This window comes from Flagellimonas ulvae, from assembly GCF_049333175.1.
Classification (GTDB): Bacteria; Bacteroidota; Bacteroidia; order Flavobacteriales; family Flavobacteriaceae; genus Flagellimonas.
Window position 1 is genome coordinate 3137069 of the sequence record NZ_CP186325.1, and the last position, 15519, is coordinate 3152587.

General features: G+C 40.0%; 11 protein-coding genes. 4 read left to right on the forward strand and 7 right to left on the reverse strand.

Annotated features, from left to right (window positions below; translation table 11 throughout):
• The first annotated feature begins 16 nt into the window (after positions 1-16).
• Together ACOKFD_RS14470 and ACOKFD_RS14475 are read left to right on the forward strand one after the other, a co-directional pair.
• The gene (locus ACOKFD_RS14470; protein WP_422858555.1) at positions 17-1996 is read left to right on the forward strand and encodes a DUF3352 domain-containing protein; all 1980 of its coding nucleotides are present in this window, start codon (positions 17-19) and stop codon (positions 1994-1996) included.
• A 62-nt stretch (positions 1997-2058) separates the two neighbouring features.
• Positions 2059-3210 carry a serine hydrolase domain-containing protein gene (locus ACOKFD_RS14475; protein ID WP_422858556.1) on the forward strand — a complete coding sequence of 384 codons (1152 nt, stop codon included), beginning with the start codon at positions 2059-2061 and terminating at the stop codon, positions 3208-3210.
• On the opposite strand, the gene ACOKFD_RS14480 is transcribed toward ACOKFD_RS14475, so the two are convergent.
• Positions 3199-3906, reverse strand: a complete 708-nt coding sequence (locus tag ACOKFD_RS14480; protein ID WP_422858557.1) for an ATP-binding protein — start codon at positions 3904-3906, stop codon at positions 3199-3201. The genes ACOKFD_RS14475 and ACOKFD_RS14480 overlap by 12 nt on opposite strands.
• A gap of 97 nt (positions 3907-4003) precedes the next feature.
• Between ACOKFD_RS14480 and ACOKFD_RS14485 the strand changes: the two genes are divergently transcribed.
• Positions 4004-4552: a hypothetical protein gene (locus tag ACOKFD_RS14485; protein ID WP_422858558.1), complete on the forward strand. Its 549-nt coding sequence runs from the start codon at positions 4004-4006 to the stop codon at positions 4550-4552.
• Here ACOKFD_RS14485 and mfd read toward each other — a convergent pair.
• The 5 genes from mfd to ACOKFD_RS14510 form a co-directional block, all read right to left on the reverse strand.
• Positions 4549-7899 carry a transcription-repair coupling factor gene (gene mfd, locus ACOKFD_RS14490; protein WP_422858559.1) on the reverse strand — a complete coding sequence of 1117 codons (3351 nt, stop codon included), beginning with the start codon at positions 7897-7899 and terminating at the stop codon, positions 4549-4551. The genes ACOKFD_RS14485 and mfd overlap by 4 nt on opposite strands.
• A 275-nt stretch (positions 7900-8174) precedes the next feature.
• Entirely contained in the window at positions 8175-8807 is a 633-nt protein-coding gene (gene pdeM / locus ACOKFD_RS14495) for a ligase-associated DNA damage response endonuclease PdeM (protein WP_422858560.1), read from the reverse strand.
• Positions 8804-11266 (reverse strand): ligase-associated DNA damage response DEXH box helicase, encoded by a 2463-nt coding sequence (locus ACOKFD_RS14500; protein WP_422858561.1) that lies wholly within the window; start codon positions 11264-11266, stop codon positions 8804-8806. The genes pdeM and ACOKFD_RS14500 overlap by 4 nt, the downstream gene beginning before the upstream one ends.
• A gap of 9 nt (positions 11267-11275) precedes the next feature.
• Positions 11276-12943 carry an ATP-dependent DNA ligase gene (locus tag ACOKFD_RS14505; protein ID WP_422858562.1) on the reverse strand — a complete coding sequence of 556 codons (1668 nt, stop codon included), beginning with the start codon at positions 12941-12943 and terminating at the stop codon, positions 11276-11278.
• Positions 12940-13968: a ligase-associated DNA damage response exonuclease gene (locus ACOKFD_RS14510; RefSeq protein ID WP_422858563.1), complete on the reverse strand. Its 1029-nt coding sequence runs from the start codon at positions 13966-13968 to the stop codon at positions 12940-12942. Before ACOKFD_RS14510 ends, ACOKFD_RS14505 begins: the two co-directional genes overlap by 4 nt.
• An 86-nt stretch (positions 13969-14054) precedes the next feature.
• On the opposite strand from ACOKFD_RS14510, the gene ACOKFD_RS14515 reads away from it, so the two are divergent.
• Positions 14055-14477, forward strand: coding sequence for a TerB family tellurite resistance protein (locus ACOKFD_RS14515; protein WP_422858564.1), 423 nt, complete (start codon positions 14055-14057; stop codon positions 14475-14477).
• On the opposite strand, the gene fbp is transcribed toward ACOKFD_RS14515, so the two are convergent.
• Positions 14474-15484: a class 1 fructose-bisphosphatase gene (gene fbp, locus ACOKFD_RS14520; protein WP_422858565.1), complete on the reverse strand. Its 1011-nt coding sequence runs from the start codon at positions 15482-15484 to the stop codon at positions 14474-14476. The genes ACOKFD_RS14515 and fbp overlap by 4 nt on opposite strands.
• Between the last annotated feature and the right edge of the window lie 35 nt (positions 15485-15519).

Consider the following 15519-nt stretch of genomic DNA (forward strand, 5'->3'; position numbering starts at 1 on the left):
TCATTCATCCCTTTACATGAGAAAAAAAATCTTTTTTGGACTGTTGGCCGCTATGTTGATTTATGTGGGCTATCTGGTATATCTTCTTGTACTATCTCCCAAGAACAATTTGCAGTCCATTTATCTTATTCCACAAGATGCGGTTTTCGTAATTGAATCCGAAAAACCAGTTAAAAGTTGGAAAAAGATACGGGAGAGTGAAGCCTGGGAGCATTTATTGAAAAACGATTATTTCTCAGAGCTTACTTCCAACATTCAAGAAGTCGATACGGTGTTCAATGATCAACGTAGATTATTTGAATTTTTGGATGACCGTTCCTTGTTCATCTCAGTTCATATGATCTCTCCCAAGGATTATGGTATTTTTTATGTATTGGATTTAAAGCGCATTGCCAAGCTCAAATTGCTCAAAACGTATTTGAATACGCTTTTGAATAACAATTACACCTTGAGCAAACGAAAGTATCATGAGCATGAGATTTTGGAAATCTATGATCGAACAAGTAAGAAAACCATGTCTTTGGCCTTCATTAAAAATCAATTGATTGCCTCGTACACCCATTCTTTGGTGGAAGCTTCAATAGACCAATATGAAGAACCTGTTTTGGGTAGAAATCTAAATTTCATTCAAATCAATGAAAAAGTTGGTTTTGAGGATTTGTTTCGCCTGTATGTGCAGTACAATTATTTGGATAATTACATCACTGCATTTTCGGATAGGCCTGGTGATTGGGTAAATCGTGTAAGTGAAAATTTTCTTTTTTCTGGATTCCATTTTGACCTGAACAAAAACAACACGCTAACCGCAAATGGGTTTACGAACATTAGCAATACCAATGAGAGCTATTTGGAAGCTTTGCAGAAATCTGGCACTGCCAAAAGAAGTATTCCAGAAATTGCCCCTAAACGTACTGCGCTGTATCTAAGCTATGGATTTGATAGTTTTTCTAAGTTCTATGACAACTTTAAGGCCGTACAACAAGACGACCCCAAACAGTTTGAGAATTACCAAACGGGGATTGAAAAACTGGAAAAGTTCTTAAAAATTGATATTGAGGAACATTTTGTCAGTTGGATTGGTGATGAAATAGCTTTACTGCAGATTGAATCCCAGATATCAAAAGGTAAAAACGATATGGCCTTGGTACTAAAGACCAATGATAGTGACGATGCAAAAACAAACTTGGACTTTATTTTAAATCAAATCCGAAAAAAGACTCCGGTCAAGTTTAAGACGGTAAGTTACAGGCAGCACGAGATTAATTTCTTGTCCATAAAAGGTTTTTTTAAAATTCTATTGGGCAATCGGTTTAAGGAATTGGACAAACCCTACTTTACCCTTATTGATGACTATGCGGTGTTCAGTAACAATCCAAATACACTAAAGAGTATCATAAATGATGTTATAGAAAAACAAACCCTGTCGACTTCGAAAGATTTTAAAGCGTTTGAGAAACGTTTTGAAAAAAAGTCAAGCCTATTTCTATACAGCAATGTTCCTGTATTATATAACAATATGTATGCTCTGGCGGATGGAAAGACAAAATCACAAATGCGAAAAAATAAGGACTTCATTATTTGTTTTCCGCAGATTGGTCTTCAAATGAAACCTGAAGATGATGTATTTGAAAGCAGAATAGTTGTTGATTACAAGGATGTGGCAGAAGTGAAAGAAAGCTTTCAATTCCAGGAAGTGTCAAATACATCTAGGGATAAAGACCAAATTTCTAAAACCAAAGAAATCACAGAGGCTATTTTTAATCTAAGACCTATTTATCCCAATGATTTGACGGCCAAAACTTTCAATAGAAAGTATGCTAATGGAACCATCCGATTCGAAGTAGAACTTAAAGATGGACTCAAACATGGGCGCTACACCGAATACCATTCCAATGGAAAAGAAAAGATGACCGGTCGTTTCCGAAAGGATATTCAGGTAGGCACTTGGCGGTATTTTGATGCCAATGGAGAACTGGTATTGAAAAAAAGATTCTGAGGTTTTTCCAAGTCGAGAACCTTTCAATAATCACTAACTTCATGCACTCAAAAATTTTAAGCATGAAGTCCATACTTTTTTTATTCCTTATCTTATTTCTTTGGTATCCATTGCAGGCACAAGATTCCTATTTTCCGGAACGCAACGCGGAATGGGTAACAATCAACTCCAAAAAGTTTTCATACAATTCGCAGGCATTGGCCAAAGCTATTGCCTTTGCCAAGGAAAACGAGTATTCTGGTTCCAAAGATTTACGTCGAGCAATTTTAAAAGGATTTGAAAGAGAGCCGTTTCATGAGATTTTGGGACCGACCAAAAAACGTGGTGGTCCTGCAGGGATGATTTTAAAGGATGGATATCTGGTTACCTCTTGGGGCGATACCCGACGCGTGGACATGACCTTCAGTGTGACGAAAAGCTTTTTGTCCACTATGGCAGGATTGGCTTTTGACAAAGGGTTGATTTCAAGCACAGAAGATAAAGTGGGTCAGTATGTTTGGGACGGTACTTTTGATGGGGCACACAATTCCAAAATCAGTTGGGAGCATTTATTGCAACAAAATTCGGATTGGAGTGGTGAACTTTGGGGCATTAAGGATTGGGCCGATAGGCCTCCTCGAGAAGGAGGTCTGGACGATTGGAAATACAGAGAGCTTCGCGAACCTGGAACTGTAATGGAATACAATGATGTACGAGTAAACGTACTGGCCTATTCGTTAACGAACGTGTGGAGAAACCCAATGCCCAAAGTGCTTAAAGAAAATCTGATGGATGCCATTGGAGCTTCGACTACTTGGAGATGGTTTGGTTATGACCATGCTTGGACTACCATTGATGGTTTAAAGATGAAGTCAGTTACAGGAGGAGGACACTCTGGAGCAGGTTTGTTTATTAGCACGGAAGATATGGCTCGATTTGGGTTGTTGTTCCAGAACAATGGAGTTTGGAATGGGAAACGCATGTTAAGTGAGACTTGGATTGAAAAAGCCACAACACCATCCGTGCCCAATGTAAATTATGGCTATATGTGGTGGTTGAACCAGAAAGAGGGCAATCGGTATTGGGAAGGCGTGCCCGAGCATGTTTTCTATGCAGCTGGTTTTGGAGGCAATTTCATCGTGGTGGACCAAGAGAAGGACCTGGTTATTGTAACACGCTGGTTGGAACCCAATAAAATCGGGGAATTTGTAAAGCAGGTGTATTCAGCGCTTTAAAAGCACATCACAAAAGCCAAATTCAACTTTTTCATTTTTGTCTGATGGGTTATCGTAGCTTTTGAATAGGTGTTCGCCTAATTCAAAAGCAATAGGATATTTAAAAATAGGTCCATCAAAACAAAAAGTGTGGAACTCTCCATTTTCACCACAAGGGTCCACATCTTCAGGGAATGTATCCATGAGTTTCAGGGATAGCTCTTTTCCCAAAAAAGACTTATCCAGTTTGGAGTTGTTGATGCAGACAATGACTGCCTTAAAGCCCAATTCAAGAAATTCTTGGAGCAAGACTTTGGTATCCTTTTTCCAAATGGGAAAAATAGGTTGAATGCCCAATGGGCGAAGCATATCCTCGCGATACTTTTTCAAATCCTCCAAAAAAATATCCCCAAAAACAGTATGTGTATACCCTGCCGATTTAAGCTCCAGAACTTTGTTTTTCATCAGGGAATTGTACTCTTCCATTGATGGGCTTTCAGGAACCTCCAGTACGTCCAATGGGATTTCAACCGCTTCTGCTTGAGCTTCCAATACGTCTTTGCGCAAACCGTGCATGGAAACGCGGTTATAGTGCCCGTTCACTGTGGTTAGGAGACGGTCAATAGTAATATTTCCTTGCTGTATCAAATAATGTAGCGCCAGAGCAGAGTCTTTCCCTGAGCTCCAATTGAAGTAGGTTTTGGGTCGTAATGACATGACACTAAAATATTTATATTACTCTGTTTTAGACTTGTTAATTTCCATTTTAACACCCTATTAAATTGGAAGAAATCTTTTACATTTATTAGATATAATGGAATCATCAATTCTAATTGCAGTTCTAAGCCCTATTCTTCTGACCCTAGGAGGTATAATTTCCTGGGCAATAAAATCGAAAAAGGAAGAGTATTTAACAGTTCAAGAAAAATCTCGAGAACAAAAGATTACGATTTACGAAACACTTCTGGAACCTTTTATAATTTTATTTACTTGGACTCTTTCTGAAAAAGAAAAACAACAGGCAACAAAAAAGATTCTGTCCATAGAGTACAAGAAAGCGGCTTTTTCTTTAACTTCTTTTGGTTCAGATGAAGTTCTTGGTTCTTTTAACCGTATGATGCAAGCCTTTTTTCAATCGGAGCAGGAAGAAATTAAGCCTAATGCCGAATCTTATGCAATTGTCATGCTTACTTTTCTAGCAGATTTCATGCTAGAGATTAGAAAGGATATTTATGACAAATCCACTAGTGCAAAAAGAAGTGATATGTTGAAATTCATGATAACCGATATCGAAACTTTTAAGAATCAAATAAATGTTTTAGATACAAATGATTCTTTAACCCGATTGTTTAGTAAATACTAAGTATACTCTAAAATAGGGGCTAAGGATTTTAATACTGTCTCAACACTATTAACATTTTCAAAAACCAGCAACAACCGTAATCCGTTTCGGGTCTGTTTTTCCTTCAGTTGACAAGCTCTCGGATTTTTTTGAACATACTGTAGCACATGTGTGAAAGCAGGACTTTGATAAAAATCGGATTGTTGGTCAGAAATAAAATACCCTAAGAACTTTCCTTTTTTGAGAATGACTTTCTCCAACCCTATACTATTGGCCATCCATTTTATGCGAACCGAATTCAATAGGTCTACAGCTTGATGGGGCAATTCACCAAAGCGGTCTACCAGTTTGGTTTCAAATTCTTGCAAACCTTCTTCGTCGGTTACCTCATTTAGTTGGGTATACAAATTAAGACGCTCGGTGATATTGTTGATGTAATCATCTGGGAAAAGCAATTCAAAATCAGTGTCCAGTTGGGTCTCCTTTACAAAGACTTTTTCTTTTTCACCTTCCACCTCATCGTATAGCTCTTTGAATTCGTTCTCTTTTAATTCGTCAATCGCTTCGGCCAATATTTTCTGATACGTCTCAAAACCAATTTCGTTGATAAAACCACTTTGTTCGCCACCCAACAAATCCCCAGCACCTCGAATCTCTAAATCTTTCATAGCTATATTGAAACCACTTCCCAGTTCTGTGAACTGCTCCAAAGCTTCAATACGTTTTCTCGCCTCGGTGGTCATCACTTCATAAGGAGGGGTGATGAAAAAGCAGAACGCTTTTTTATTACTTCGCCCCACACGTCCACGCATTTGGTGGAGGTCACTTAGACCAAAATTATTGGCATTGTGTATAAAAATGGTATTCGCATTGGTCACATCCAGACCACTTTCTACAATAGTGGTGGAAACCAAAACGTCAAACTCCCCATTCATAAAAGCAAGCATCAAGTATTCCAGCTTTTTACCTTCCATTTGGCCATGGCCAATCCTGATTTTTGCATCAGGAACCAGGCGCTGAATCATACCTGCTACCTCTTGAATATTTTCTATGCGGTTATGGATAAAAAAGACCTGCCCTCCCCGTTGAATTTCGTAAGAAATGGCATCTCGTATAATCTCTTCATCCAAACGAATTACCCTACTTTCAATTGGATACCGATTTGGAGGGGGTGTATTGATGATGGAAAGGTCACGAGCTGCCATTAAACTGAACTGTAAGGTTCTAGGAATCGGAGTAGCTGTTAAAGTCAGGACATCCACATTTTCCTTAATGGATTTCAATTTATCCTTGACTGACACCCCAAATTTTTGTTCTTCGTCTACAATCAGAAGTCCCAAATCCTTGAACTGCACATTCTTATTGACCAGTTGGTGCGTACCAATAATGATATCAATCTTCCCTTGCGCCAATCCTTCCAGAATATCCCTTTTCTCTTTTGCAGTTCTAAATCGATTCAGGTAATCTACTGTAACTGGAAGTTCTCCCAATCTTTTTTTGAAGGTTTTGTTATGCTGAAAAGCTAAAATGGTAGTAGGGACAAGAATGGCGACTTGTTTCCCATTGTCCACAGCTTTAAAAGCGGCACGGATGGCTATTTCGGTTTTTCCAAAGCCCACATCACCACAGATAAGGCGATCCATGGGGCGCTCACTTTCCATGTCCTTTTTCACATCCAAGGTCGCCTTGCCTTGGTCCGGAGTGTCTTCATAAAGGAAGGAAGCTTCAAGCTCATGCTGCAAATAACTGTCTGGAGCATATTGGAACCCCTTTTCCAAGCGACGCTTAGCATAAACCTTTATAAGGTCGAAGGCAATCTGTTTGACACGACTCTTGGTTTTCTGCTTAAGCTTCTTCCATGCGGCTGAGCCTAGTTTATAGATTTTTGGAGGAGCACCATCCTTACCATTGTACTTGGAAATTTTATGTAATGAATGTATGCTCACATATAAAATGTCCCTATCCCCATAAAACAACTTAATGGCCTCTTGTTTTTTGCCTTCCACATCTATTTTTTGAAGCCCGCCAAATTTTCCAATGCCGTGGTCAATGTGGGTCACATAATCCCCAACTTCCAATTTGGTAAGTTCCTTTAAGGTAATGGCCTGCTTTTTGGCATAACCATTTTTAAGGTGGAACTTATGGTAACGCTCAAAGATTTGATGGTCTGTGTAGCACGCTATTTTTAAATCCTGATCCAAAAACCCTTGGTAGAGTGGAAAAACAAGCGTTTGATAATGAACGTCTTCATCAACATCCTCAAAAATATCATGGAACCGTTTGGCCTGTTGTTCCGAAGCACAAAAAATGTAGTTCGTAAAACCTGCTTCATAGTTTTCATTGAGATTTTCAATGAGCAGGTCAAATTTCTTATTGAACGAAGGTTGGGGTTTGGTTTGAAATGAAATCAAATCACCTTGAACTTGTTTCTGGGTCTCCCCACCAATTTGGACCAACGCGAATTCTTGAAGCTGATTTTTCAAAAGCCCGGACGTAACGAACAACTCTTCAGGTTTCGCATGTTTTAGTTCACCTTGCAAGTTGGAGAAGCTTTTCTCCGCCTTTTCAAAAAATGAATCTATTCGGTTGTAAACCAGATTTAGATTTTTTGAAAAAATGACGGTTTTGGGAGCAATGTACTTCAAGAAACTTTCACGGGTTTCCTGCAAAAATTTGTTCTCCACATTGGGAATGATGGTAATACGCTTTACTTTTTCTGTAGACAGTTGCGTTTCCACATCAAACGTTCGGATACTATCCACCTCATCCCCAAAAAACTCAATACGATAAGGTTCTTCATGCGAAAATGAGAAAACATCGACAATACCACCACGTACTGAAAACTCACCAGGTTCCGTAACAAAGTCAACCCGTTTGAATTGATATTCGAAGAGAACTTCATTCAAAAAATCCAAAGAAAGAGTATCATTCAGCTTGACTTTCAAGGTGTTTTTGTCCAACTGCTTCCTTGTAACCACTTTTTCAAAAAGCGCATCAGGATAGGTTACAATAATTGCGGGCTTCTTTCTCGAATTGATGCGATTGAGCACCTCGGCACGTAACAAAACATTCGCATTATCGGTCTCTTCAATTTGATAGGGTCTGCGATAACTGCCAGGATAAAACAATACATCTTGCTCGCCTACAAGCTGTTCCAAATCATTAAGATAGTACGCCGCCTCTTCCTTATCATTCAATAGTAAAAGAAAAGGGGTTTCGGTAGATTTGAACGTACTGCTCAAAGCAAAGGAAAGTGCAGAACCCGTAAGTCCTTCTAGTGATATGTTTTGGGAATGGGATATAGCTTGCCCTAGTTTCCTTACTTGGGGAGACTCTTCAAATCGATTGGAAATGGATGATAGGGACAATCGAAAAAATTTGTGGCAAAAGTAAATGAATTGTCATTCCCGCGAAAGCGGGAACCTCATTAATTAAGGTCAATTTCCTAGATTTCTCACTTAGACTTCGACTGCGCTCAGTTTGACAGTTCGAAATGACCTATTAATTCTATTTGTCATTTCGACCGAACGAAGCTGAGGAGAAATCTAAACCGCCCAACCCTACAAAAAAGCTTTCGTCATTCCGTGCTTGACACGGAATCCTTTTGTTGAGATGCTGAAACATGTTCAGCATGACACTTGATTCAAATCTTCAACACCTCATTTTCCACGATAACAAAAACCTCGTCATTCTTTTTGGGTTGAAGCACATGGGTGCCTGTGAATTCCCCAAAAGCGGGCAAAATCATTTGGGAACCTGTTTTAAAAAAACAGGGGAGTTTCAGTCGTTGCCGTCCGAAACCTTGAAGTCGTATTGCAGGATGAATGTGCCCACAGAAATTGAAATACCCTTCCCGTTCCTCAGGATGGTGGGTTAGAAGAAAATTTTCCAAAAGCAACTCCTCAAAAATAAGTATGCCCAATTGTTCGAATTTATGGGGAGAAATAATATCGTGATTCCCTGAAACCAATATAATTTCTGAAGGAGTTTTGGCCACCCAGTTTTCAAATAGTTCCCATTCTTTGTTGAGTGAGGAATGGAACAAATCCCCCAAAAAACAAATTTGAAATGGGCGGAAGTGGTTGACAATTTCATCCAGTAAAACATAATTTTTATGCACTGCTTTTCTTGGGACGGCAGCTCCAAACTTTCTAAAATGCGCCACCTTGCCCAAGTGGACATCACTGATGAGTAAAAGCGACTTTTTTCTCCAAAAAATGCCACCATGCGGATGAAAATCGAATGTTTCATTTTGTATTTCAGAACTCAGAATCACTTAGTGAGAATTTTGGTCATTCGTTTAATTCTATCAGCCAATTTTTCATTGGATAATTTCTCTCGTAATCTGTCTGTGATGATTGGAAAAGAAAAAGGCGTGGGGTTTTTACATTGTTTCCAAACGATTTCCTGTTGGGCAATTCGTTCCAAGGCCAATCGCAAACGGCCTTCTTCCAATTGGTGCTCAAAAGTTTCGGTAAAAGCCTGCTGGAACATGAGGTTGTCTGGTTCAAAATCCCGGAACACATCAAATAGCAACTGCGAACTGCTTTGCAGATGTTTCATTTTAACCCCTTTTTCAGGATAACCGGTAAATACCATTCCACTGATTACCGCAATATCCCGAAACTTACGCCGGGCCATTTCGTTGGAGTTCAAACTTTTTTGTAAATCGGATAGCATATAATCCGTACTAAATAGATTGTTATCAATCACAGCTTGTATATCGATTGGCTTGTCCGAAAGCATTTCAAAACCATAATCATTAAAGGCCAAAGAGCAGGTAATTGGCTTAAGTAGACTTATACGGTATGATAGCAAACTGCTCATGGCTTCATGGACTGCACGCCCTTCAAAGGGGTAAAAAATATGATGGTACCCATCTCGGGTCTTAAACGTTTCAATTAAAAATTCGTCCGGTTTGGGAACTATACTTTCTTCGCGTTGTTTCTGAAACATGGGCAGGAGCGCCTTGATTTCGTCGGATTGCTTGCGATTGTCTGGGTCTGCGGTATATAGTTCTTCTCTCAGCAATTTTGACATCTGCGCAGAAAAACTTAAACGCCCTCCCATCCATGATGGTACCTTATTGGTCCGTTTGGTAGAGTTTCGTACATGGGCTTGCATACCTTTTATACGTATGAATTCCAGATTTCTTCCTGCGAACGTGAATACATCCCCAGCAGTAAGCTTAGAGATAAAATATTCTTCAATGGAACCAATATATCCTCCTTTCTGGTATCGCACTGCTATGGATGCATCACCCACAATGGTTCCTATTTGAAAACGATGACGCATGGCGATACCCTTATTGTTCACCTTAAATTTACCATCAGATTCTACCTCTACCTTTTTATATTCGTCATACGTTTTCAAACTCTGACTTCCCATCACCAAAAAATTCAGCAACCACTGCCATTCATCCTCAGTGATACCTTGGTAACAAAAAGTTTGTTTGATTTCCGGAAAAATTTCATCCGGATAAAACCCATCTGAAACTGCTAAAGTGGTCAAATATTGAATCAGAACATCGTAACTGTTCAAAAAAGGGAGTCGGTCTTCCACGGCACTTTCCTTTACTGCCACTTGAAGTGCTGAGGCTTCAATCAATTCCATGGCATGTGTGGGTAGAAAGTAAATTACACTTTCTTTGCCCGGTCTGTGGCCACTTCTCCCAGCACGTTGCAGAAATCGAGCTACGCCTTTAGGGCCACCAATTTGAATTACAGTCTCTACGGGAGCAAAATCCACCCCCAAATCCAGACTTGAGGTACATACCACAGCCTTGAGACTTTCATTTCGAATGGCCTGTTCCACCCAAATTCGGGTCTCCTTGTTGACGCTTCCATGGTGCATGGCGATTTCACCGGCGTACTCTGGATGTTTTTCCAATATTTTTTGAAACCAGATTTCGCATTGACTTCTTGTATTGGTGAACAATAGTGTGGTCTTACTGTTATTGATGATGGGAACCACCTCTTCCAAAAGATGAAGGCCTAAGTGACCTCTCCAAGGGAAGGTCTCCATTTGCTCTGGAATAATACTTTTTACGGTAATCTTCTTGTTGAGTTTAGCTTGGACCAGCACCGAATTTTCAAAAGCCTGTGAAGTGGGCCCCAAAAGTACCTCTCTCGCTTGCTCTAAATTTCCAATAGTAGCAGAAATTCCCCAAATTCGAAGGTTTTTGCAAACTGATTTTAAACGGGATAATCCCAATTCCATTTGAATGCCACGCTTGGTGCCTAAAAGCTCATGCCATTCATCCACAATGATGGCTGAACAGTCCTGAAAGACTTTGGCGTACCCTTTTGAAGCGAGCAAAAGTTGAAGACTTTCTGGAGTGGTAATCAACAAATCGGGCATGGTGGTTTTTTGCCTTGCTCTTTCTTTAGTAGATGTGTCCCCAGTCCGAATACCAACTGTCATTTGCGTTTCTAGGTCGTTGGCCACACGTTCTGCGGATTGTTTGATTTCTTGGGACAAGGCGCGAAGAGGGGTAATCCAAATGGCCTTCAATCCTTTTTTATGTTTGGTCTTATAATCCGGATGCTTTTTGATGTGATTCAGAATAATCGGAAACCAAAGCGCATAGGTTTTCCCGCTCCCTGTAGGCGCATTTAACAAACCGTGCTTGCCCCCAAGAAATGCTTTCCATGTTTTTTTCTGGAATGGGAAGGGATTCCAACCTTGCTGGGTAAACCAGTTTTCTGCTATTTCAAAAAGTTGTTTTTGTGTCACAGATTCGGTTTAAGGTATCATTTGTTTGATGTCTTCCAAGGTGTTGGCTTCTTTAATTTTTTTATCCTTTCGCCACCGAAGAATTCTAGGGAAACGGGTTGCTACCCCACTCTTATGGCGTTTGGACAGTGCAATTCCTTCAAAGGCAATTTCAAAAACGTGATGTGGTGTTACGCTTCGTACAGGTCCAAAACGTTCCAATGTATTTTTCTTTATCCATGCGTCTACTTCACGAAATTCAGCATCGGTCAATCCCGAATAGGCTTTGGCAAACGTAACAAGTTCTTTTTCTCCATTTTCTTTGGTTTGCCAAAGTGCGAAGGTATAGTCGGTAAAAAGATTACTTCTTCTACCATGCCCACGCATGGCATAAGTGAGCACAGCATCGATGGTGAAAGGTTCGACTTTCCACTTCCACCAATCTCCTTTTTTACGGCCCACCTGATAGGGAGAATGGTTATGCTTTAGCATAAGACCCTCACTGCGCACTTCACGAGAACGTTCTCTTTCCACTGTAACTTCTTCCCAAGAATCGAATTGCAAACGTTTGGAGAGCAAAAGAGGCAGATTTGTCATTTCGAACGTATGTGAGAAATCTATGTTTTCTGGAGATTTCTCATCCTTGTTTTCTGGATTCGAAATGACAACATCTACAAACATTTTTTCTAGAACTTTTCTTCTTTCAAGATATGATTTGCCTCTAATATCTTCCCCATGCCATTCCAACAAATCATAAGCCTTCAAAACAACCGGAGTTTTCTCAAGAAGGGATTTGGATACTGTCTTACGACCAATTCTGGTTTGTAAATCATTAAAAGTTCCGATTTCACCATTGGGATAGGGTAGAAGCTCCCCATCCAATACGGTTCCATTTGGGATGTTCCCAATAAATTTTTGAAACTCCGGATACTTGTCAGTTACCAATTCTTCGCCTCGACTCCATACAAAGAGTTCATCTTTTCGAACAATGACCTGTGCACGAATTCCATCCCATTTGTGTTCTGCAGACCAATCGGATACACTTCCTAAATCTTCGGGAGTTTCTTCTAGGGCGTAAGCCAAATAAAAGGGGTAGGGTTTGGAGAGATAATCACTTTCTTTTTCTTCCAAAATCAAATCTTGAAAGGATATGGTGCTAGGATTCCAATTGCCCATGAGTTTGTAAGCCAAGACGTCTTCATCCAGCTGCGTAGCTTTGGCCAATGCCTTGGTCATTAACTTTTGACTTACTCCAATCCGAAACCCTCCGGTAATCAACTTGGTAAAAACGAATCTCTCGTAATAATTGAGTTGCTCCCAGTTTTGAAAAAGATATGCCTTTTTCTCATCCTCATCTTTTGATTTTAAAGCAATCATTTCATCCAAAAAAAGGGTCAATGACTTTTCTGTGGAATTAGTGGAAGATGGAACAATCAACGCGATGGTCTCGGCCAAATCGCCAACAATATGATAGCTTTCCTCAAAAAGCCAAAGCGGGATATTGGCTAATTCTGCTGCCCATTCTCGAAGCAAGGTCGTATTCACAGGTCTTGGTGGTCTTCTATGGGATAGAATAGCAATGGTCCAGACTTTGTCCTTGTCATCAGCCAACAAAAAATACTCGGACAAAGCTTTTACTTTTTCGTTGGTCTTGTTGGTACTGTCCAGGGTTTTTATAAGTTCTGCGAATCGCTTCATGATACTTCTGCGTTTTCAGATTCAGAAGTATTGATTTCACTCATTTCTCCTTCATATTGGGTGCTTTCCGTTCTGGCATCGTACCCTAACTCCCTGAGGTATCTAGAAAAAATTTCGGTATAGCCATGCGTACAGATTACTTTTTCTGCTCCAGTAGCTTTGATGCTTTCCAAAAGACCATCCCAATCACAATGATCACTCAGAACAAAACCCTTATCTATGGCGCGTCTTCTTCGGGCACCTCTAAAAGCCATCCAGCCACTAGCTGTTGCTGTTACAAAAGGCACCATTTTCCGAATCCATGTGCTACCATGGGCAGAAGGTGGGGCTACTACGATATTTCCGCGGAGTTCTTCTTTTTTTGTCTCACGGGTGATTAAATGGGTTTTTGGTAAATCAACTAAAGGGCGCAGAACATCAGTTATGTTTTCGACAGCACCATGGGTATATATGTTTCCAATAGAAGTGTCTAAATGCTTTAAAAGTCGCTGTGCTTTTCCCAAACTGTATCCAAAAAGAACAGAGGTTTTTCCTTCAGCTTGGTTCTCTGACCACCATGCATTGATGTCATTGAAAACTTCACTCTGTGGAAGCCATTTAAAAGCGGGCAAACCAAAAGTACACTCAGTAATGAAAGTATGGCACTTTACATTTTCGTATGGGGTACATAATCCATCATCCTCAATTTTATAGTCTCCGGTAAAAACCCATATTTCACCTTTATGTTCTACTCGAATTTGGGAGGAACCGATAATATGCCCGGCGGGATGCAAACTGAATTTGACTCCGTTTATAGTGAACGTTTCCCCCCATTCTTTTCCAGAAACGGGGACATCTCCCAAACGATGTTTGACAATGGGAACGTTTCTATGATGCGTAATGTACTGTTTATGTCCCCAGCGACTGTGGTCCGCGTGGCCGTGTGAGATAATGGCGTTATCAACCGACTTCCAGGGATCTAAATATACCTTGGCGGCTTCACAGTAGATTCCTTTTTCGGTAAATTGAAGTAAAGGTGATTTCATAGCTCTTGAAAAATACGAATTTCTTTTGGGGATATGTTACCTAGGTTTCTCAGGTAAAAATTATATTTGCCAACAAATTTTAAGGTATGCCCATTCTAGATTTATACGAGCACGGAGAAAAGCGGAAAAATTTAGCTCATTTTGCCACCTTGGCCACTTTGGCCACTGTAGATGGTGAGATAAATGAAAAGGAAAAAGCAATTCTGGACAAGTTTGCTTTTAGACTCAATATCTCTGAAGCCGAGTATAAGGAGGTCATGAAAAAGGAGAACAAATATCCCATTGAAACTCCGCATAGTTCAGAAAAAAGACTGATGAGGCTCTTTGATTTCTTTAAAATGGTCTTTGCAGATCAAATTATAGAGGAAGAACAGATGAATTTGGTAGAAAAGTATGCCATTGGTTTGGGCTATTCTCCAGAAGACGCCAAGGCTTTAATCAAAAAGTCTTATGATATATTCCATGGCAGAATCGATTTTGAGGCCTTTCAATATCTGTTGAATCGCTAGCCTTGTGCTGCCATAAATTCTTCGGCCTTTTCCACCATTTTTTTACTTCCACAGAAGAAAGGAACCCGTTGATGTAACTCCGTAGGCTGGATATCCATTATAGGCCCAAAGCCATCACTAGCTTTGCCATTGGCCTGTTCAGCTAAAAAGGCCATGGGGTTACACTCATAAAGTAGGCGTAGTTTCCCATTATATGCCTTACTACTTTTTGGATACAAATAGATTCCTCCCTTGATCATATTCCGATGAAAATCGGAAACCAAAGAGCCGATGTACCTCGATGTGTAAGGACGGTCACCTTCCTCCATTTGACAGTATTTAATATAATTCTTGACGCCTTGTGGAAAATGCGTGTAATTCCCTTCATTTACAGAATAAATCTTCCCGGTTTCCGGAAACTGCATATTTGGATGAGAAAGATAAAACGTTCCCAAAGCTGGATTTAATGTAAAACCGTTTACGCCATCACCTGTGGTATAGACCAACATAGTAGATGTTCCATAAATAATATATCCAGCAGCTATCTGATTTCGTCCTGGTTGAAGAAAATCTTCCAAAGTTACGGGCGTTCCTACTGGGGTAATACGCCTATAGATTGAAAATATGGTTCCAACGGATACGTTCACGTCAATGTTTGAAGACCCGTCAAGAGGATCAATCAATACAATGTATTTATTCTGATGTTTCTCATCAAAACTGTTGATGCTTATAAAATCGTCTTCTTCCTCTGAGGCAATTCCACAAACAATTTCACGATTCTTTAGGGTTTGAATGAATTTTTCGTTCGCAAGAACATCCAGCTTTTGCTGATTTTCACCTTGAATGTTTACATCACCGGCAGTTCCGATTATATCTACCAACCCTGCCTTGTTCACTTCGTGATTTACAACTTTTGCTGCAAGTCGGATTCCGTTGAGAAGTCTCGAAAGTTCCCCTGAAGTATATTGAAAAGAGTTCTGGTTGGCTATAATAAATTCTCCTAGTGTGCGGTGTTGCTTGTCGAACATTAAGAACTGTTTTATTTAAAGGCAAATATCGGGTA